Annotated in this window: 15 protein-coding genes; 10 read left to right on the top strand and 5 right to left on the bottom strand. The window is 65.6% G+C overall.

Annotation, left to right across the window (positions count from 1 at the left end; all coding sequences use genetic code 11):
* Positions 1–76 precede the first annotated feature (76 nt).
* The 5 genes from YU9_RS0124340 (at position 77) to YU9_RS0124320 (ending at position 5,031) form a co-directional block, all read left to right on the top strand.
* Complete coding sequence (locus YU9_RS0124340) at positions 77–427, top strand: RidA family protein (protein ID WP_027575148.1); 351 nt, start codon at positions 77–79, stop codon at positions 425–427.
* A gap of 111 nt (positions 428–538) precedes the next feature.
* Complete coding sequence (locus YU9_RS0124335) at positions 539–904, top strand: nuclear transport factor 2 family protein (protein WP_027575147.1); 366 nt, start codon at positions 539–541, stop codon at positions 902–904.
* Between the two features lie 277 nt (positions 905–1,181).
* A complete protein-coding gene (locus YU9_RS0124330; RefSeq protein WP_027575146.1) occupies positions 1,182–3,767 on the top strand; it encodes a ligase-associated DNA damage response DEXH box helicase in 2,586 nt (861 codons plus the stop codon).
* Positions 3,768–3,809: 42 nt separating this feature from the next.
* Positions 3,810–4,481, top strand: a complete 672-nt coding sequence (pdeM, locus tag YU9_RS0124325; RefSeq protein WP_051380499.1) for a ligase-associated DNA damage response endonuclease PdeM — start codon at positions 3,810–3,812, stop codon at positions 4,479–4,481.
* A gap of 118 nt (positions 4,482–4,599) precedes the next feature.
* Positions 4,600–5,031 carry a hypothetical protein gene (locus tag YU9_RS0124320; RefSeq protein ID WP_027575144.1) on the top strand — a complete coding sequence of 144 codons (432 nt, stop codon included), beginning with the start codon at positions 4,600–4,602 and terminating at the stop codon, positions 5,029–5,031.
* 105 nt (positions 5,032–5,136) lie between these two features.
* On the opposite strand, the gene YU9_RS0124315 is transcribed toward YU9_RS0124320, so the two are convergent.
* Together YU9_RS0124315 and pyrE are read right to left on the bottom strand one after the other, a co-directional pair.
* Positions 5,137–5,919, bottom strand: coding sequence for a DUF2865 domain-containing protein (locus YU9_RS0124315; protein ID WP_027575143.1), 783 nt, complete (start codon positions 5,917–5,919; stop codon positions 5,137–5,139).
* Between the two features lie 303 nt (positions 5,920–6,222).
* Positions 6,223–6,786: an orotate phosphoribosyltransferase gene (gene pyrE, locus YU9_RS0124310; protein ID WP_027575142.1), complete on the bottom strand. Its 564-nt coding sequence runs from the start codon at positions 6,784–6,786 to the stop codon at positions 6,223–6,225.
* Positions 6,787–6,958: 172 nt separating this feature from the next.
* On the opposite strand from pyrE, the gene YU9_RS0124305 reads away from it, so the two are divergent.
* Positions 6,959–7,585, top strand: coding sequence for a glutathione S-transferase family protein (locus tag YU9_RS0124305; protein WP_027575141.1), 627 nt, complete (start codon positions 6,959–6,961; stop codon positions 7,583–7,585).
* A gap of 120 nt (positions 7,586–7,705) precedes the next feature.
* On the opposite strand, the gene YU9_RS0124300 is transcribed toward YU9_RS0124305, so the two are convergent.
* The 3 genes from YU9_RS0124300 to YU9_RS0124290 form a co-directional block, all read right to left on the bottom strand.
* Positions 7,706–8,341: a LysE family translocator gene (locus tag YU9_RS0124300; protein ID WP_027575140.1), complete on the bottom strand. Its 636-nt coding sequence runs from the start codon at positions 8,339–8,341 to the stop codon at positions 7,706–7,708.
* A gap of 223 nt (positions 8,342–8,564) precedes the next feature.
* On the bottom strand, positions 8,565–11,642 hold the full coding sequence (gene polA, locus YU9_RS0124295) for a DNA polymerase I (protein WP_027575139.1): 3,078 nt from the start codon (positions 11,640–11,642) through the stop codon (positions 8,565–8,567).
* Positions 11,643–11,902: 260 nt separating this feature from the next.
* The gene (locus YU9_RS0124290; protein ID WP_027575138.1) at positions 11,903–12,970 is read right to left on the bottom strand and encodes an acyltransferase family protein; all 1,068 of its coding nucleotides are present in this window, start codon (positions 12,968–12,970) and stop codon (positions 11,903–11,905) included.
* Positions 12,971–13,162: 192 nt separating this feature from the next.
* On the opposite strand from YU9_RS0124290, the gene YU9_RS0124285 reads away from it, so the two are divergent.
* The 4 genes from YU9_RS0124285 (at position 13,163) to YU9_RS0124270 (ending at position 19,586) form a co-directional block, all read left to right on the top strand.
* The gene (locus tag YU9_RS0124285) at positions 13,163–14,479 is read left to right on the top strand and encodes a UDP-glucose/GDP-mannose dehydrogenase family protein (RefSeq protein WP_027575137.1); all 1,317 of its coding nucleotides are present in this window, start codon (positions 13,163–13,165) and stop codon (positions 14,477–14,479) included.
* 165 nt (positions 14,480–14,644) lie between these two features.
* Positions 14,645–17,119 carry an ATP-dependent helicase HrpB gene (gene hrpB, locus YU9_RS0124280; protein WP_027575136.1) on the top strand — a complete coding sequence of 825 codons (2,475 nt, stop codon included), beginning with the start codon at positions 14,645–14,647 and terminating at the stop codon, positions 17,117–17,119.
* 267 nt (positions 17,120–17,386) lie between these two features.
* The gene (locus tag YU9_RS0124275) at positions 17,387–17,899 is read left to right on the top strand and encodes a TIGR02281 family clan AA aspartic protease (RefSeq protein ID WP_027575135.1); all 513 of its coding nucleotides are present in this window, start codon (positions 17,387–17,389) and stop codon (positions 17,897–17,899) included.
* Between the two features lie 187 nt (positions 17,900–18,086).
* A complete protein-coding gene (locus YU9_RS0124270) occupies positions 18,087–19,586 on the top strand; it encodes a phosphomannomutase/phosphoglucomutase (protein ID WP_027575134.1) in 1,500 nt (499 codons plus the stop codon).
* The last annotated feature ends 362 nt before the right edge of the window (positions 19,587–19,948 follow it).

Below are 19,948 nucleotides of genomic sequence, written 5' to 3'. Positions count from 1 at the left end.
AACGCATGCGTGCCAGGGGTGGCACACCGCAAATCGCTGGGCTAGACAGGGCCGCCATTCCACCAGGAGATCCCAGATGAGCATCCAGCGTTTTGAAACCGGCCCGCGCATGAGCCAGGTCGTCGTGCACGGCAACACCGTCTATCTCGCCGGCGTCGTTGCGAACAAGGCTGCCGGCGAAAGCGTGACGAAGCAGACCCAGGACATCCTGGCGACCATCGACGGCCACCTCGCCAAGGCCGGCACCGACAAGTCGAAGCTGCTCTCGGCCACGATCTACATCACCGACATGAAGACTTTCGGCGAGATGAATGCAGTGTGGGACGCCTGGGTCTCGCCCGGCAACACCCCGGCGCGCGCCACCGTCGAAGCCAAGCTGGCGGCCCCGCAATATACCGTCGAGATCATGGTGACGGCGGCGAAGTAATTTCGCGAGAACTTCACGCGCGTTGATGACCTTCGAGGTAATCGATCAACGCGCGTGAACCTTCGATAGTCAGGTCAGCCGGACCACACGGCGCCATCGAAGGAGAACATCATGACCGATCCCGTCACCATCGCCCGCCGCTACATCGAGCTCTGGAACGAGCGCACGGCCGAGCGGCGCCGCGAGCTGCTCAGCGAAAGCTGGACGACGGATGCGAGCTATGTCGATCCCGTGATGAAGGGCGACGGGCAGGACGGCATCGAGGCGCTGATCGCCGGCGTGCAGCAGCGCTTTCCCGATTTCAAATTCAAGCTGATCGGCGAGCCCAATGGCTACGGCGATCACATCCGCTTTTCGTGGGGACTTGGTCCTGACGGCGCCGACAGCCCGATCAAGGGCACGGATTTCGCCGTGCTAAAGGACGGCCGGATCAGAAGCGTGACCGGGTTTCTCGATCAGGTGCCGGCCGGGGCGTGAGAGCGCTGGCCGTCGTCTGTGGGAGGGACCTCCGCTGTGGCCATCCTTCGAGACGCCCGCCATTGGCGGGCCCTCAGGATGAGGGCGGAATGCGTGGCAGCAGTTTCAGCGAGCGCGATGCTGCTTAGCCTCATCCTGAGGAGACCGCGAAGCGGTCGTCTCGAAGCACGAGGCGCGCGCTCAGGTCGTGCAAAATGCCTAAGTGATAGCCCTTCTCGCCGCAGGCGGGGAGGGCCACCCCTCGACGAAGCCGCCCTCACGGCTTACCTGTCATGCCGTGCCGCCCCGTATCCTCCAAACATCGGCCGAGCCTGCCGCGCTGCTGCCGGATCGCTTCCAGGCCTGGTTCGCAGCCCGCGGCTGGTCGCCGCGCGCGCATCAATTGGCGCTGCTGGAGAAGGCCCGCGAGGACGCTAGCGCGCTCTTGATCGCGCCGACCGGCGCCGGCAAGACGCTCGCGGGATTTCTGCCGACGCTGGTGGAGCTTTCGGCGCCGTCGCTCATACGAGACGCGCGCGCGAAGAAGAACCTCGTCTCCACCGGCCGCAGCGTGCAACGCAGCGGCGGCCTGCACACCCTCTACATCTCGCCGCTCAAGGCGCTCGCCGTCGACATCGCGCGCAATCTGGAGCGGCCGATCGCGGAGATGGCGCTGCCGATCAAGGTCGAGACCCGCACCGGTGACACGCCGGTGTCGCGGCGCCAGCGGCAGCGGCGCTATCCGCCCGACGTGTTGCTGACGACGCCCGAGCAGCTCGCGCTGCTGCTCTCCTCCGACGACGCACCGTTCCTGTTTTCCTCCCTGAAGCGCATCGTGCTCGACGAGCTGCATGCGCTGGTGACGTCCAAGCGCGGCGATCTGCTCTCGCTCGGGCTGGCGCGGCTCTGGCGCCTCGCGCCGCAGATGCGTGCGATCGGCCTGTCGGCGACCGTAGCCGAGCCGGATCAGCTCGCGCGCTTCCTGGTGCCGCAGCCCGACGGCAGGGAAGCGGCTGCCGACATCGTCGTCGCCGGCGGTGCCGCGCCGCCCGTGGTCGAGATGCTCGATACGCGCGAGCAGCTGCCCTGGGCCGGCCACAGCGCGCGCCACGCGCTCCCCGAGATCTACGAGCTAATCAAGGCCAACAAGACCACGCTGGTCTTCGTCAACACCCGCAGCCAGGCCGAGATGCTGTTCCAGAATCTGTGGAGCATGAACGACGACGGCCTTGCCATCGCGCTGCATCACGGTTCGCTCGACGTCGCCCAGCGCCGCAAGGTCGAGGACGCGATGTCGGCGGGCAGACTGCGCGGCGTGGTCTGCACCTCCTCGCTCGACCTCGGCGTCGACTGGGGCGACGTCGATCTCGTCGTCAATATCGGCGCGCCCAAGGGCTCCTCGCGCCTGATGCAGCGCATCGGCCGCGCCAACCACCGTCTCGACGAGGCCTCGCGCGCGGTGCTGGTGCCGGCCAACCGCTTCGAGGTGCTGGAGTGCCGCGTCGCCATCGATGCGATCGCCGAGAATGCGCAGGACACGCCGCCCTTGCGCCTCGGTGCGCTCGACGTGCTGGCCCAGCACATGCTCGGCTGCGCCTGCGCCGAACCCTTCTTCTCGGACGAGCTCTATGGCGAAGTCCGCACCGCCGCGCCCTATGCAAACCTGTCGCGGCAGGATTTCGACGACGTCGTCGATTTCGTCGCCTCCGGCGGCTACGCGCTGAAAACCTATGAGCGCTTCGCCCGCATCAAGCAGGACAAGGAAGGCCGCTGGCGCGTCGCCAATCCCAAGGTGCGGCAGAGCTATCGGCTGAATGTCGGCACCATCGTCGAGGACGACATGCTCAAGGTGCGCCTGGTGCGATCGCGCGGCGGCGGTACGGGCTCGACCGGAGTGATCGCGCGGGGCGGCCGCTTGCTCGGCGAGATCGAGGAAGCCTTCATCGAAGGCCTCAGCCCAGGCGACACGTTCGTGTTCTCAGGTGAGGTGGTGCGCTACGAAACCCTGGTCGAGGATCAGGTCTATGTCTCGCGCGCGCATGACAGGGACCCGAAGGTGCCGTCCTATATGGGCGGCAAGTTTCCGCTCTCGACCTATCTCGCCGAGCGCGTGCGCCGGCTGCTCGACGACGGGCGCGCCTGGGGCGGCTTGCCGGAGCAGGTGCGCGACTGGCTGTCGTTGCAAAAGGACGTCTCGCGCGTGCCGGCGGTCCGCGAGCTTCTCGTTGAGAGCTTTCCGCGTGCCAATAAGCATTATCTCGTCTGCTATCCCTTCGAGGGACGTCTCGCACATCAGACCCTCGGCATGCTGCTGACGCGCCGCCTCGAGCGCGCCCGCGCGCGGCCGCTCGGCTTCGTCGCCAATGAATATGCGGTGGCAATCTGGGGGCTCGGCGACCTCTCCTTCATGATCCGCGACGGTCGGATCGACCTCAATGCGCTGTTCGATCCAGACATGCTCGGCGATGATCTCGAAGCCTGGCTCGCCGAATCCGCGCTGATGAAGCGCACCTTCCGCAACTGCGCGATCATCTCCGGCCTGATCGCGCGCCGCCACACCGGGGAGGAGAAGAGCCGCCGCCAGGTGCTGTTCTCGACCGACCTCGTCTACGACGTCCTGCGCAAGCACCAGGCCGATCACATCCTGCTCCGCGCCGCGCGCGCCGATGCCGCCACCGGCCTGCTCGACCTGCGCCGCCTCGGCGACATGCTGATTCGTATCAAAGGCCGCATCACCCACCGGGAACTCGACCGCGTCTCCCCGCTCGCGGTGCCCGTGATGCTGGAAATCGGCCGCGAGTCAGTTTATGGCGAAGCTGCAGACGAGCTGTTGGCGGAAGCCGCCGACGAGCTGGTCAAAGAGGCGATGGATAGAAGCGGGTAGGACGTGACGGCAGGCGCGCTGGTTTCAGGGGATGGCGAGGACATGCGCGTTTCCACAGTCACCATCAGCGACGTGACCTTCGCGGCTGATCTCTCCGGCGCGCTGTTCTGGGAAGAGCAGCGCCTGCTGGTCGTCTCGGACCTGCATCTGGAAAAGGGGTCCAGCTTCGCCACGCGCGGCGTGCTGTTGCCGCCTTACGATACCATCGCGACGCTCGGCCGGCTCGCTGCTGTTATCTCCCGCCATGATCCGCGAATTGTCATCGCCCTCGGCGATAGCTTTCACGATCGCACCGCGCATGAGCGCCTGTCGGCCGAGGACCGCGACGCTGTGGCCGCGCTCCAGACCGGCCGCGACTGGATCTGGATCTCCGGCAATCATGATCCCATGCTGCCGCGCGATCTCGGCGGCACCATCGCGGACGAAGTCGCGATTGGCCCGATCACCTTCCGCCACGAGCCGACCGGCGCGCGCGGCGAGATCGCCGGCCATCTGCATCCCAAGGCGCGCGTCTCCGCGCGCGGCCGCTCGATGGAGCGCCGCTGCTTCGCCAGTGACGGGATGCGTGCCGTGATGCCGGCCTTCGGCGCCTATGCCGGCGGCCTCAGCATCCGTGACGCTGCCTTCGCCAAGATCTTTCCGAAGAACGGCTTTGTCGCCCATCTCCTCGGCGACCGCCGCGTCCACGCCATTGCGGCCTCGCGCTGCTATTGAGGCATGGGCTGCGGCTTGGAACAAATTAAGAACACTTTAGCAAGTCTTTGATATATCATTGTGATTCGGCGCATCGCCGACACAATATCTAGCGTCTGTCCGACTTTGCGAGGACTACATGTCCACCATTGCCTTCGACCAGTTTGCCCTCACCCGGATCGCCGATTTCGCGCGCTCGCTGTCACGACTGCATCAGGCGGCACGGCGCTATGCCGTCGATGACGACCAGTTCGATCGCGAGTTCAACGCGGTGTGCCAGTCGATCTGGGGCTACACCATCGACGACGTCAGCGACGATCTGTTCTCGACCGAGGACCATCTGTTTCTCGACACGCTGGACGAGGCGCATGCGCGCATCTTCGCGGCCGAGCAGGGTTATGACCTCGTTGGCGATCAGGGCATGCTCACCGACTGGTGGGGCTTTTGCTGGATGATCTTGGCCGAGAAGCGCGGCCTCCTGACGCCGGAAAACCGCGCCGCTGCACGCGCAGCGATCGAGGAGAAATATCTGGCAGCGCCGAACGTGATCGGGGTGATCATCGGGAGGTAACGCCTTACACGCGGTCATTCCGGGGCATCGCGGAGCGATGAACCCGGAATCTCGAAATTCCGGGTTCGATGCTGACGCATCGCCCCGGAATGACGCCTCATTCTCCTAATCCAATCCCGCCCGCTTCGCCGGCTTCTGCGCCGTCGCCTTCGGCACTGAAACATCCGGCAGCGCCTCACGCACGATCTCTGTTGACGCCGGGGCATCTGCCGACACCGTCTCGGCCCGCACCGGCGCCACCTTCATCTCGCCAAGCCGCGCGCGGACCTGGGCGGTGAGGCCGGGATAGGAGGCAACCGGGGTGAATTCCGCAGCCTGGTCGTTGCCGACGCGGATGCCGGTATAGGCGACAAGGCCGTCGGTGGTGGCGATCACGTCGCCGGCTTTCAGCGAGGAATCCAGCGCGAGATCGACCGGAGCAAGACCAGCCGGCTCACGGCCATTGCAGGTGCAGTCGGCGCGCAGCGCCTTGCGATAGGCGAACGCGTTCTCGCTGTCGGCGTAGCGCTCGCCGGTCTGCGAATAGGCGCCGTCGATCGACGAGCCGAAATAGACCTTGGTCGCGCTGGCAGGACAGAACGCCTGACACATCTGTGCGGGCGAGGCGACGCCGCGCATCAGCGGAAAGTACTTCCCGTCGCAACTGCGCACGCAGAAGGCCGGGCCCGAACCGCCGGCTGCCGCCGAGCGGGTCGGCGGCACATATTGCGGGGTTGCCGCATTCTGCTGCCCGGTGAAGGGATCGGCGTAGGAGCTCGCCTGCTGCGGCACCTCCCGCTGCGGCCGCTGCTGCTGCATGCCGCCGAAGAGAAAATCGAACAGGCCTTCGGCCGAAACCGGGGCCGGGGCCGCAAGCAACGGGGCTGCAAGCATGGCGGCCACAAGCATCGCGCGACGCCGCCGGCGCGCATGGGACGAGATTGTACGCAAACGCCTACTCCACCCGACGCTACTGAACCGGCTGGAACCCTTCGGGTCTCAGCACATGATTCACCATAAGACCGGATGGTAAATGAGCGGTTGAACGGAGGCGATTTCCGCGGCTTCTCATGCCCCGGACGCAGCGCTGCGCGCCGCCCTTCGCGGCGTGATGCGCTGCAGAGCCGGGGCCCATGTCGATAGCGAAAAAGGTGGGTCCCGGTTCAGCGTCGCATCGCTACGCGTTGCGCCGCGCCCGGGACACCAAAGCCGTTAGGCCTTCAAAAACTCCGACGCTTTGTACAGCGAGCGGAACGGCAGGCCGGCCGCACCGAACGTGTCGGTGGCGCCTTCCTCGCGGTCGACCATGGTCAGCACCAGCACCACATTGGCGCCGGTCTCGCGCACCGATTCCACCGCCTTCATCGCCGAGCCGCCCGTGGTGGTGACGTCCTCGACGATCACGACGCGCTTGCCCGCCAGCGTCTCGCCCTTGGGCAGGCCTTCGATCGCGAGCTTGGCGCCGTGCTCCTTCGGCTTCTTGCGCACGAAGAACGCTGCAATCGGATGGCCCTTGATCCAGGAGATCTGCGCCAGCGCGCCGGCGAGCGGCACCGCGCCCATCTCGAGCCCGCCGATGAAATCGAGCTGGTCGTCCTTGAGCGCCTCGTAAGTCAGCTCGGCGAGCAGCGTCGCGCCCTCGGGGTCGAGCATGGTCGGCTTGAGGTTGAAGTAGAAATCGCTCTTGCGGCCCGACGCGAGCGTCACCTCGCCGCGGCCGAATGAGCGCCGGCGGATGATTTCGAACAGGCGGGCGCGGGAGGCAGATTTCGACACGGCGGTCCCTCGAACAGCGTTTTTGGTGGAGGCGGAATTTATCCGCGACGGCCGCGACATTCCAGAGGGGGCGTCTCCCGTCAACAGGGATCGGCCATCCCGGTCCGCCGGTTGTGAGGGCGCAACCTTCTGGAGTAGTTGAGGGGGCAAGCCCCTTGGGAAGGAAACCGGAATGACGATCGAGCTCTACACCTGGAACACGCCGAACGGACGCAAGATCTCGGTCGCGCTGGAGGAGATGGGGCTGCGCTACAAGGTGATCCCGGTGAACATCACCAAGGGCGAGCAGATGGCGCCCGAGTTCCTCAAGCTCTCTCCGAATAACAAGATCCCCGCGATCGTCGACCCCGAGGGGCCCGACGGCAAGCCGGTCAGCATCTTCGAATCCGGTGCGATCCTGCTCTATCTCGGCGAAAAGACCGGCAAATTCCTGCCGAAATCGCTTAGCCAGCGCATCCCGGTCTACGAATGGCTGATGTGGCAGATGGGCGGCTTCGGGCCGATGCCCGGCCAGGTGCACCATTTCATCGCACTCGAGAACGAGCAGGACCGGGCCTACGGCCTGAAGCGCTTCATGGCTGAGACGCGCCGGCTTTACGGCGTGCTGGATCGCCGCCTGGAGGGGCGCGACTTCGTCGCCGGCGAGCTCTCGGTTGCCGATTTTGCCATCCTGGGCTGGGCCTGGCGTCATCCTCGCCACAAGGTTGATCTGGCCGACTTTCCCAACGTCAAGCGCTGGTACGAGACCCTGATGGCCCGTCCGGCGGTGAAGCGCGGGATGGAGGCGAAGCTGGATTAGCTAGACGCTGTCGTCGCCCGGCTCGACCGGGCGACCCAGTATTCCAGAGACGGCAGTGATTGAGCCGAGAGGCCGCGGCGTACTGGATGCCCCGGTCAAGCCGGGGCATGACAGTGTGCCTCACACCTTCTTCGCTTCCACCGCCATCCGCACCGCGAGCCCGGCCAGCACCGTCCCCATCAGCCAGCGCTGCACCAGCATCCAACTCGGCCGGTTCGCCAGAAACAGCGCGATCGAGCCGGCCGCGAGCGCGATCATCGCATTGACGCTGACGCTGATCGCGATCTGGATCGACCCGAGCACCACCGACTGCGCCAGCACGCTGCCGGCGGCGGGATCGATGAACTGCGGCAGCAATGCCAGATACAGCATCGCGATCTTCGGGTTGAGCAGGTTGGTGACGAAGCCCATCGCGAACAATTTGCGCGGGCTGTCGATCGCGAGCTTTCTCACCTGGAACGGCGAACGCCCGCCCGGCTTCACCGCCTGCCAGGCGAGCCACAGCAAGTATCCGGCGCCGGCAAAGCGCAGCGCGTCATAAGCGAAGGGAATGGCGAGCAGCAGCGCCGTGATGCCGAACGCTGCACACAGCATGTAGAACACGAAACCGAGCGCGACGCCCCCGAGCGAGACGATGCCGGCCGCAGCGCCCTGCGTGATCGAGCGCGAGATCAGATAGATCATGTTCGGTCCCGGCGTGAGCACGAGACCGAGGCAGACGAGGGCAAAGCCGAGCAGGGCGGAGGTGTGGGGCATAGGTGAACCGGTGCGGGAGACGGCACGGTTCTAATATGCGCTGCCTCACCGAGCCATTGCGCAATTGCTCGGAGGACAATTCAGATCCTGTGTCCCGGACGCGGCGCAGCGTGAAACGGTGCGCCGCAGAGCCGGGACCCAGCTGGTGCGGCGTGGAGCCCGGATCAGCAGCGCACCACGCCGCGAAGGGCGGCGCGTTGCGCAGCATCCGGGGAAAGCAGCCTCAATGCGCCTCGTCCCAATTGGTCGCGGCGCGCGCATCGACATGCAGCGGCACTGACAGCAGCACGGCCGGGAACGGCGCGTCCTGCATCACGTGCTGCACGACGGGGAGCGTCGCCTCGACCTCGTCGTCCGGCACCTCGAAGATCAGTTCGTCATGCACCTGGAGCAGCATCTGCGCCGACAGCTTCTTCGCGGCCAGCGCATCCTCCACGCGCGTCATGGCGCGGCGGATGATATCGGCGGCGGTGCCCTGCAGCCGGGCGTTGATCGCGGCGCGCTCGTTGAAGGCGCGCACCGAGGCGTTGGAGGCCTTGATGTCGGGGTAGTGGCACTTGCGGCCGAACAGCGTGGTGACGTAGCCGTGGTTGCGGCAGAAGTCGCGCGTCTCGTCCATGTAGGCGCGGATGCCGGGGAAGCGCTCGAAATATTTCTTGATGTAAGCGGAGGCCTCCTCGCGCGCGATGCCGAGCTGATTGGCGAGGCCGAACGCCGAGATGCCGTAGATGATGCCGAAATTGATCGCTTTGGCGCGGCGGCGGATCTCGCTCGGCATGCCCTTGATCGGCACGCCGAACATTTCCGACGCGGTCATGGCGTGAATGTCGAGCCCGTCGCGGAACGCCTGCTTCAGCACGGGGATGTCGGCGATCTCGGCGAGCAGCCGCAGCTCGATCTGTGAATAATCGGCTGACACCAGCTTGTGCCCGGGTGTCGCGACGAAGGCGCGGCGGATCTTGCGGCCATCCTCGGTGCGCACCGGAATGTTCTGAAGGTTCGGCTCGTTGGACGACAGCCGGCCCGTCGTGGTCGCGGCCAGCGCGTAGGTGGTGTGCACGCGATGGGTCTGCGGATTGACATAGGTCGGCAACGCGTCGGTGTAGGTCGATTTCAGCTTGGAGACCTGGCGCCACTCCAAAATCTTCTTCGGGAAGGCGTGGCCTTGCTCGGCGAGCTCGTCCAGTACCTGGGCGGTGGTCGACCATGCGCCGGTCTTGGTCTTGGTGCCGCCTGATAGTCCCATCTTGCCGAACAGGATGTCGCCGATCTGCTTGGGGCTGCCGACATTGACCGGCTCGCCCGCGATCTCCTGGATCTCGGCCTCGACCCGCGCTGCGGTCTGGGCAAAGTCGCCGGAGAGGCGCGACAGCACCTGGCGGTCGATCGAAATGCCGCGCCGCTCCATGCGGGCGAGCACCGACACCAGCGGCCGTTCCAGGGTCTCATAGACCGCGCTCATGTGCTCGGCGACGAGGCGCGGCTTCAGCACGCGCCAGACGCGCAGGGCGACGTCGGCGGCTTCCGCCGACAGCGGTGCGGCCTTGTCGATCGGCACCTGGTCGAAGGTGATCTTGCCCTTGCCGCTGCCGAGCAGCTCGTTTTCCTTCAGCATGGCATGGCCGAACCAGCGCTCGGACAGCGATTCCAGCGCATGCGAGCCGCGGCCGGCATCGAGCACGTAGGAGATCAGGAGCGCATCGTCGATGTTGCGCAGCGTGATGCCGTGCTGCGCCAGCATCACAGCGGTGAACTTGACGTCGAAGCCGATCTTGAGAATGCCGGCTGATTCCAGCACCGCCCGCAGCGCTTGCAGCGCGTCGTCATGCTTGACCTGGTCCGGCGCGAGGCCGGCATCGAACAGGCCGGCGCCGCCGCCGGACTGCTTGTGCGCCAGCGGCACGTAGCAGGCCTCGTTCGGCGCCAGTGCCAGCGCGATGCCGCAAAGATCGGCCTGCATCGGATCGATCGAGTTGGCTCTCATCTCGATCGCGACATGGCCGGCATCATGGATGCGCGCGATGAAGGCCTCGAGCTCGTTGAGCGTCTTGATGGTCTGGTATTTGCTGCGATCGACCGGAAGCTTGCGCAGCGCCTCTTCGCGCGCGGCGGCGAGCGAGATCGGCGCACCCTTCGGGCTCGCAGCCTTGTCCTCCTTGCCCGCCGACTTGTTGCGCTCGATCGGCGCGGTCTGCGCCGGTGTGCCGGTCCCTGGTGCGGGCACGACGTCCGAGGGCGGCAGCGGCGAGAATACGCTCGCACCCTTTGCGTAGCCGGGATCGGCATCGACGTTGGCAGGATCGATCTGCGAATATTCGGCGACACGTCGCGTCAGCGTCGTGAACTCCATCGCCTTCAGGAAGGCGATCAGCTTGCGCGCGTCGGGCTCGTGGACGGCGAGGTCGTCCAGCGGCACCTCGAGATCGACCTTGTCGTCGAGCAGCACGAGCTGCCGCGAGATCCGCGCCTTCTCCGCGTTCTCGAGCAGCGCCTCGCGCCGCTTGGGCTGCTTGATCTCGCCGGCGCGGAACAACAACTGGTCGAGATCGCCATATTCGGTGATCAGCTGCGCCGCGGTCTTGACGCCGATGCCGGGGACGCCGGGCACGTTGTCGGTGGAATCGCCGGCCAAAGCCTGCACCTCGACCACCTTGTGCGGCGGCACGCCGAACTTCTCGATCACCTCGGGGATGCCGATGCGGCGGTCCTTCATGGTGTCGTACATGGTGACGCAATCGGTGACGAGCTGCATCAGGTCCTTGTCGGACGACACGATGGTGGCGCTGGCGCCGCGCTCGCAAGCCTGCCGCACATAGGTCGCGATGAGATCGTCGGCCTCGAAGCCGGTCTGTTCCAGGCAGGGCAGGTCGAAAGCGCGGACGGCCTCGCGGATCAGCGCGAATTGCGGAATCAGATCGTCAGGGGCCGGCGGCCGGTGCGCCTTGTAGTCCGGATAGATCTTGTTGCGGAAGGTGATCTCCGACTTGTCGAAGACGATGGCCAGATGCGTCGGCCGGTTGTCTTCCGGCATCTCGCGCAAGAGCTTCCACAGCATGTTGCAGAAGCCGAGCACGGCATTGACCTGGAGCCCATCGGACTTGCGGTTCAGCGGCGGCAGCGCGTGATAGGCGCGGAAGATGTAGGAGGAACCGTCGACCAGGAAGATGTGGTCGCCCTTGCCGGCCGCCTTTGCCGCGACCGGTTTGGCAGCAGCTGTCGCAGCAGCGGGCTTGGTCTCGGCAGCTTTTGGCGCGGCCTTGGTGTCAGCTTTGGCGGTGGTCTTCGGCGATGTCTTGGGCATGGCTGCAATGTATGAATTTTTGCGGGCTTTGACAGCCTTGGGAGGCGGATTTTTGGCTTGCTGCCGCCGCTATCCCCACTGTCATTCCCCGGCTTGACCGGGGAATCCAGTACGCCGCGGCTTATCGATCAACAATCGCTGTCTCTGGAATACTGGGTCGCCCGGTCCCGGCTACGCGAAGGCTTCGTCGGGCTCTTCGGTGTTGGGCCGGCGAAGCTTTAGCGAAGACGGCAAGCCGGGCGACGACAGCGAGAATACAGCTACTCCGCCGCCTGCAACACCGCTCCCGCCTTCCTCGGCGCGATCCAGAACGCATCGGGCCGCTCGAACAGGAAGCGCGCATTGAGGCGCAGCGCCACCTGCCAGATCGCCAGCGCTCCGAGCACGCCGGCGATGGTGACGAGCAGCGATACCGTGCCGATGTCGGCTATGATGCCCGTGCGGAGCAGCAGCGTCCGCGTCGCCGCCATCGGCAGGAAGAAGGCGAGGTAGATCACGATCGAATGCTCGCCGCAGAAGCGAAGGAAATTGAGCCACTGCGCGCGCGCGAGCAGCGTGCCCGTCGTAATGATGGCGCAGGCGCCGGCAAAGCCGAGCACGAGCGAGACGAGCGCCCATTCACTGGCGCCCCATGCGACCAGGCCGGCATTGACCAGCGCCCAGGTCGCGAGCGCCGCGAGCGCAAGCACGGGACGTGTCCGCGCGCGATCCGACAGGGCGAACACGTAAGGCGCGAACAGGTAGCCCGAATAGAAATAGACGAAGCGCGCGCAGAACTCGTCGATGACGGTCCAGCCGGTCGTGATCCGTGCCGTCTCCAGCGCGGCGGCGACGAGCCAGATCGCGAGCGGCGGGACTTTGCGTGTCAGTTTCGTGACGACGAAGAAGATCGGCAACAGATAGATGAACCACAGCGTGCCGAACGGCTCGATGAAGGACTCGAGGTACAGCAGGCCGACCGCGCGCCAGCCGGTCTCTGCGGCAAAGGCCGGCGCCTTGAAGCCGAACTGGATTGTCACCCAGACGACATAAAAATAGGCGAAATGCACCACCTTGCGGTCGAGATAGGTTCGCCAGTCCCGATCAATCACCAGAGACAGGAACAAGCCCGAGATCAGGAAGAAATCCGGCATCCGGAACGGCTTTGCGAAGGCCACGGCGACATGCATGAAACCGGTCTGGCCGGCGGCGAGCTCGACCCCCAGCACCGAATGCATCATCACGACCATGATGATGCAGATGCCCTTGGCGTAGTCGACCCAGTCGATGCGCGCGGCCGAAGGGACCTTGGAAAGCCCGGCCGCCGCGATTGTGCCCGATCGTGCCATGATGTCCCTTTTCGAGGCGCTTCCGCCCGCCCCTGTGCGGGTGTGGGGCAGTTTGGAGCGCAGTGGTTTCCGACTTCTTTACCGGTTCAAATCGCGGGCCGGTTTTTGCATGCGGACTGTTCCATGACCTCTGGAAAATGCTAAACCGCCCCGAATTGGGCTTCCGTTAACCAAGCTGGAACAGGATTTTTCATGCGAATTGCGATGATCGGCACGGGCTATGTGGGATTGGTGTCCGGCGCCTGCTTTGCGGATTTCGGCCACGACGTCACCTGCGTCGACAAGGACGAGAAGAAGATCGCGGCACTCCATCGCGGCGAGATCCCGATCTACGAGCCTGGGCTCGACGAGCTGGTCGCGAACAACGTGAAAGCCAAGCGGCTCGATTTTACCACCGACCTGACCAAGCCGGTTGCCGATGCCGATGCCGTGTTCATCGCGGTCGGCACCCCTTCCCGCCGCGGCGATGGGCACGCTGACCTCTCCTATGTCTACGCCGCCGCCCGCGAGATCGCGCAGTCGCTTCAAGGCTTCACCGTGGTGGTGACGAAATCGACCGTGCCGGTCGGCACCGGCGACGAGGTCGAGCGCATCATCCGCGAAGCCAACCCTGCGGCCGATGTGGTGGTCGCCTCCAATCCCGAATTCCTGCGCGAGGGCGCGGCGATCCGCGATTTCAAATTCCCCGACCGCATCGTGGTCGGCACCTCCGACGAGCGCGGCCGCAAGGTGATGGGCGACATCTACCGCCCGCTGTCGTTGAACCAGGCGCCGCTGATGTTCACGGAGCGCCGCACCGCGGAGATGATCAAATACGCCGCCAACGCGTTCCTGGCGACCAAGATCACCTTCATCAACGAGATCGCCGATCTGTCCGAAAAGGCCGGCGCCAATGTCCAGGAGGTCGCGCGCGGCATTGGCCTCGACAACCGCATCGGCACCAAGTTCCTCCATGCCGGTCCCGGCTTCGGCGGCTCGTGCTTCCCGAAGGACACCAAAGCCTTGATCAAGATCGCGCAGGACTACGACGTGAACCTGCGCATCGTCGAATCCGTGCTGGCGGTCAACGAGAACCGCAAGCGCGCGATGGCGCGGAAAGTGAGCCAGGCGCTCGGCGGCTCCTTGCGCGGCAAGACCATCGCCGTGCTCGGCCTCACCTTCAAGCCCGACACCGACGACATGCGCGATGCTCCGTCGATCCCGCTGGTCACCGGCCTGATCGACATGGGCGCGAAGGTCAAGGCGTTCGATCCCGTCGGCATGGAGCAGGCCAAGGGCGAATTGCCCGATATCACCTATTGCGAGGACGCTTATTCCTGCGCGCAAGGCGCCGATGCGCTCGTCATCGTCACCGAATGGGTGCAGTTCCGCGCGCTCGATCTCGACCGGTTGAGGGCGACCATGGCGCAGCCGGTCGTCGTCGACCTCCGCAACATCTACCGGCCCGAGGAGATGGAGGCCGCCGGCTTCACCTATGAGAGCGTCGGCCGGCCCGCTGTGCAGGGCTGATCGCACATCCTTGTTGAACGAAACCGTCACGGCCGGGCTTGTCCCGGCCATCCACGTCTTGTTCACTCTCGCCTGAAAGAACGTGGATGCCCGGGCCTTCGCCCCGCCGAAGCGGCTTCGGTCGCGCAGGCGGGACAAGGCCGGGCATGACGACCGGATGCTTCCTTGCCCCGCAGCTTCGACACGCCCCTCCCGATCGATGCCGTGCTCGACGATTTGTCGCGCACGCTGGAGGCCAACAACGCCGCCGTGCTGGTGGCGCCGCCGGGCGCCGGCAAGACCACGCGGGTGCCGCTGGCGCTGCTCGACGCACCCTGGGCGAAGGATAAGAAGATCATCGTATTGGAGCCGCGCCGCATCGCCGCGCGCGCCAGCGCTGACCGCATGGCCAAATCGCTTGGCGAGCGCACTGGCGAAACTGTCGGCTACCGCGTCCGCTTTGGCTCGAAGATCTCGCGCGCGACGCGCATCGAGGTGGTGACGGAGGGAATCTTCACCCGCCAGATCCTCGACGATCCCGAACTCTCCGGTGTCGCCGCCATCCTGTTCGACGAATTCCACGAGCGCTCGCTCGACGCCGATCTCGGCCTCGCTCTGGCGCGTGATGCGCAAACCGGCCTGCGCGAGGATCTGCGCATCCTGGTGATGTCGGCCACGCTCGACGGTGCGCGCGTGGCAAAACTGCTCGGCGATGCCCCGGTCGTCGAAAGCGAGGGCCGCGCCTTTCCGGTCGAGACGCGCTATCTCGGCCGCAAGGCGGATGCGCCGATCGAGCGGCAGATGGCGGATGCGATTGCGTCCGCGCTGCGCGCCGACAGCGGCTCGGTGCTGGCGTTCCTGCCGGGCGCCGCCGAAATCCGCCGCACCCAGAATTTTCTCTCAGAGCGCGTGCAGGACGCCTCCATCGAGATCGTGCCGCTGTTCGGCGCGCTCGATGCCGCCGTGCAGGACCGCGCCATCGCGCCGGCGCCGAAGGGCATGCGCAAGGTCGTGCTGGCGACATCGATCGCCGAGACCTCGCTCACCATCGAAGGCGTGCGCATCGTCGTCGATTGCGGTCTTGCCCGCGTGCCGCGCTATGAGCCCGACATCGGCCTGACCCGGCTCGAAACGGTGCGCGCCTCGCGCGCGGCGGTGGACCAGCGCCGCGGCCGCGCCGGCCGCACCGAGCCCGGTGTCTGCTACCGGCTCTGGGACGAGCCGCAGACCGCCTCGCTCGCGCCCTACACCCAGCCGGAAATCCTCAGCGCCGATCTGTCTTCGCTGGTGCTCGATCTCGCGCAATGGGGTGTCAGCGATCCCGCCACGCTGTCGTTCCTCGACCCGCCGCCGCAGCCGGCCTGGAAGGAAGCGAAGAGCTTGCTGACCGAGCTGAACGCGCTCGATGGCGACGGCCGCATTACCGCAGAGGGCAAGAGCCTGCGTGCGCTGGCACTGCCACCGCGGCTGGCGCGCATGATCGTGGATTCGCACCGTGCAGGCAGCGGCGAGGCCGCCGCCGAGATCGCCGCCATCATCACCGAGCGCGGGTTAGGGGGCGACAGCGTCGATCTCGAGCACCGGCGCGACCAGTTCCGCCGAGACCGCTCGCCGCGCGCAGCGAGCGCGCGCGATCTGGCGCGCCGCTGGGCCTCGCAAGTCGCGGCGTCGGAGAAAGCAGGGCAGCAGGAGGATATTTCGACCGGCCTGATGCTCGCCTATGCGTTTCCGGATCGCGTCGCGCGCAACCGCGGCAATGGCAGCTTCGTACTGGCCAACGGCCGTGGCGCTGCCGTCGAGCAGACCGCCTCGCTCGCCCGCGCGCCCTACATCGCGATCGGCGAGATGACGGGGACGGCGGCGAGCGGACGCATCCTGCTCGCGGCGCAAATCACCCAGGACGAGATCGAACGGCATTTCGCCGAGCACATCGAGACCGCCGACGAGATCTCCTTCGACCGCGGCGCGATGGCGCTACGCGCGCGGCGCAAGCGCGTGCTGCACGCGATCACGCTGTCCGAAGCCACCCTCGCACTGTCGCCTTCCGAGGAAACCGCGCGCATTCTCGCCGATGGATTGATCGCCGCCGGCCTCGACCGGCTGCCCTGGTCGAAGGCCGCCAAGCAGTGGCGTGACCGTGTGATGTTCCTGCGCAAGGCCGAGGGCGACAGCTGGCCCGATCTGTCCGACGACGGGTTGGTCGCACGACGTGACGATTGGCTGGTGCCGGCGCTCTACGACAAGGTCGCGCTCAAGGATATCTCCGCGGGCGATCTCTCCGACGCGCTGATGGCGCTGCTGCCGTGGGAGATGCGCGCACGGCTCGACCGCGAGGCGCCGACGCATTTCGAGGCGCCGACCGGAAGCGCGCTTGCGATCGACTACGAGGCCGAGCAGGGGCCGACGATCGCGGTGCGGCTGCAGGAATTGTTCGGCCTCAACACCCATCCCTCGATCGCGGCCGGCAAGGTCCCCTTGGTGCTGGAATTGCTGTCGCCGGCGCAGCGTCCGGTGCAGGTGACGCGCGATCTGCCCGGCTTCTGGCGCGGCAGCTACGCGGCCGTGCGCTCCGACCTGCGCGGCCGCTACCCGCGCCATCCCTGGCCCGATGATCCCGCGAGCGCAGTGCCGACAAGGCGGGCGAAGCCGCGCGGGACATGAGACGTCCTCTCCGTCGCCCCGCTCTTGCGGGGAGAGGGTCGGGGTGAGGGGCTCTCTCTTCAGGCGCTTCTCCATCGATAGACCTGTACCCCCTCACCCGGATTGCTTCGCAATCCGACGTCTCCCCGCAAGCGGGGAGAGGTTTAAACTGGCGTATTAACCGTCCGCTCATCCTTTTCGTCAAAATAGCATCGTGCTGACCGCGGCGTTGCTCGCGGGCGGGCGTGCCGCGTGATGAAATCGAGCTTTCGGCTCGGAAATGGTGTGATGCGTAACATTATGATCATCGCGGTCGTCATGATCGGCCTCGGCACCTTCATGGCGCAGATGGCGGACAAGATGAGCTCGGCCTCCGCTACATCGGCGCCGCGCACGACAGTCGCGATTGCGGCCACAGCTTCGGCCGGCGGCCGCAGCTTCGCCATCTCCCGCGACGGCCGTGGTCATTTCCAGACCGAGGGCCGGATCGACGGTCAGCGCGTCGCCTTCATGATCGATACCGGCGCCTCCGTCGTGGCGTTGAACGAGACCTCGGCCGCACGCTTCGGCCTGCGTCCGTCGCGCGGCGAGTACAACGCCACCGTCTCCACCGCCAACGGCACCATCAAGGCCGCGCGCACGCGCATCGCCATGCTCGAGGTCGGCGGTCTTATCGTGCGCGATGTCGATGCCATGGTGCTGCCGGACGAGGCGCTGTCCGAGAACCTGCTCGGCCTTTCCTTCCTGTCGCGCCTGAAGCGGTTCGAATATTCCAACGGTCAGCTGGTGCTTGAGGAGTAGAGGCGCCCCGCGCGATCGCGCGGTCAGTTTCAAAAAGATATGTTTGCTCTGCCGCCCTCGCGGTAACGTTTCTTCGTTACCAAACTGCCGCAATTATCGGCCATAAGCCTTCATTCCCGCCTTTCGTTGCGGCCCGGCATTCGCTAAGGCTGCAGCAATCCTGCCCCCTTTTCACGAGACCGTCTCAATGTTCCCGAAGCCGAAATCCGTATTGTTGCCCAACACCTACGCCTTCGAATCCGAGCCGATGGTGAAGCCGACGGGCTTTCGCGAATACGACGCGCGCTGGTTGTTCCAGAAGGAAATCAACCTGATGGGTGTGCAGGCGCTCGGCATGGGGTTGGGCGCGCTGATCGCCGAGCTCGGTGTCCGCCAAGAGATCGTCACCGGTCATGATTTTCGCGGCTATTCGGCCTCGATCAAATATGCGCTGATCTCCGGTCTGATGGCGGCGGGTTGCAAGGTGCACGACATCGGCCTTGCGGTGACGCCGATGGCCTATTTCGCGCAGTTCGATTTAGATGTGCCCTGCGTCGCCATGGTCACGGCCTCGCACAACGACAATGGCTGGACCGGCGTGAAGATGGGCGCCAACCGTCCGTTGACCTTCGGCCCCGACGAGATGACGCGGCTGAAGCAGATCGTGCTCAATGCCGAGTTCAAGAACAAGGCGGGTGGCTCCTACCAATTCCACGAAAATTACCCGGCGCGCTACATCGCCGATCTCACCTCCCGTCCGAAGCTTAAGCGCAAGCTCAAGGTCGTCGCGGCCTGCGGCAACGGCACAGCCGGCGCCTTCGCGCCGCAGGTGCTGGAGGCGATCGGCTGCGAGGTGATCCCGCTCGACACCGAGCTCGACCACACCTTCCCGAAATACAATCCGAACCCGGAAGACATGGAGATGCTGCACGCGATCCGCGACGCCGTGCTGCATCACGAGGCCGATGTCGGCCTCGGCTTCGACGGTGACGGCGACCGCTGCGGCGTCGTCGACAACACCGGCGAGGAGATCTTCGCCGACAAGGTCGGCGTGATGCTGGCGCGTGACATGTCGGCGATCCACAAGGACGCGCAGTTCGTCGTTGACGTGAAGTCCACCGGCCTGTTCGTCACCGATCCTGTGCTGCAGAAGCAGGGCGCCAAGGTAGCCTATTGGAAGACCGGCCACTCCTACATGAAGCGCCGCACCAACGAGATGGCCGCTCTCGCGGGGTTCGAAAAGTCCGGCCACTTCTTCTTCAACAAGCCGTTCGGCCGCGGCTATGACGACGGGCTGGTGTCGGCGATCGCGATCTGCGACATGCTCGACCGCGCGCCGGGCAAGTCGATGGCCGACCTGAAGAACGCGCTGCCAAAAACCTGGTCGTCGCCGACGATGTCGCCGCACTGCGCCGACGAGGTCAAATACGGCGTCATCGACAAGGTGGTGAAGCACTTCGAGGGCTTGCAGGCGAAGGATGCGAAGATCGGCGGCCAGGCGATCCGCGATCTCGTCACCGTCAATGGCGTGCGTGTCACCGTCGAGGACGGCAGCTGGGGCCTGGTGCGCGCCTCCTCCAACAAGCCCGAGCTCGTCGTCGTGGTCGAGAGCCCGGTCTCCGAGCAGCGCATGCACGACATGTTCGAGATGGTGAACAGCGTGCTGCGCACGCATCCCGAAGTCGGCGAGTACAATCAGAAGATTTGAGACGTCAGGAGAGCACACCCCGCGCCGCAAATCTCCGCTGTCATGCCCCGGCTTGACCGGGGCATCCAGTACGCCGCAGCTTCTCCATAGTCGTCCGTGAAGAGCGGCTAAGCGATTGAGCTGGGATCGCATTGTTCGTTGTGGCCTGTTTTGGGATTGCAGGGTTTTGATGCTTCGGGCATCGGAACCCTGCAATTTCGTTTTGAGGATTCCATCGAATCGCCAGTCATGATTCCGTCCTCGCATCGGAGGTGGCGATGCGACCGAAGAAGCCCAAAGCGACGGGATCGGGCGATCTGTTCCGGGCCAGGCTGGACCAGATCATCAACATGAAGCACGAGCTGGTTCAGCTCGCCGGCAAG

It is taken from the genome of Bradyrhizobium sp. WSM1743 (assembly GCF_000473065.1).
Classification (GTDB): domain Bacteria; phylum Pseudomonadota; class Alphaproteobacteria; order Rhizobiales; family Xanthobacteraceae; genus Bradyrhizobium.
This window is presented reverse-complemented; position numbering and strand designations above follow the sequence as displayed.

Coding starts and splice junctions, on each gene's coding strand:
- YU9_RS0124270 (WP_027575134.1), top strand. CDS start 18,087: ATGTTCCCGAAGCCGAAATCCGTATTGTTGCCCAACACCTACGCCTTC.
- polA (WP_027575139.1), bottom strand. CDS start 11,642: ATGCCCAAGACATCGCCGAAGACCACCGCCAAAGCTGACACCAAGGCC.
- YU9_RS0124300 (WP_027575140.1), bottom strand. CDS start 8,341: ATGCCCCACACCTCCGCCCTGCTCGGCTTTGCCCTCGTCTGCCTCGGT.
- YU9_RS0124340 (WP_027575148.1), top strand. CDS start 77: ATGAGCATCCAGCGTTTTGAAACCGGCCCGCGCATGAGCCAGGTCGTC.
- YU9_RS0124335 (WP_027575147.1), top strand. CDS start 539: ATGACCGATCCCGTCACCATCGCCCGCCGCTACATCGAGCTCTGGAAC.
- YU9_RS0124285 (WP_027575137.1), top strand. CDS start 13,163: ATGCGAATTGCGATGATCGGCACGGGCTATGTGGGATTGGTGTCCGGC.
- YU9_RS0124320 (WP_027575144.1), top strand. CDS start 4,600: ATGTCCACCATTGCCTTCGACCAGTTTGCCCTCACCCGGATCGCCGAT.
- YU9_RS0124290 (WP_027575138.1), bottom strand. CDS start 12,970: ATGGCACGATCGGGCACAATCGCGGCGGCCGGGCTTTCCAAGGTCCCT.
- YU9_RS0124305 (WP_027575141.1), top strand. CDS start 6,959: ATGACGATCGAGCTCTACACCTGGAACACGCCGAACGGACGCAAGATC.
- pdeM (WP_051380499.1), top strand. CDS start 3,810: ATGCGCGTTTCCACAGTCACCATCAGCGACGTGACCTTCGCGGCTGAT.
- YU9_RS0124315 (WP_027575143.1), bottom strand. CDS start 5,919: ATGCTTGTGGCCGCCATGCTTGCAGCCCCGTTGCTTGCGGCCCCGGCC.
- YU9_RS0124275 (WP_027575135.1), top strand. CDS start 17,387: ATGCGTAACATTATGATCATCGCGGTCGTCATGATCGGCCTCGGCACC.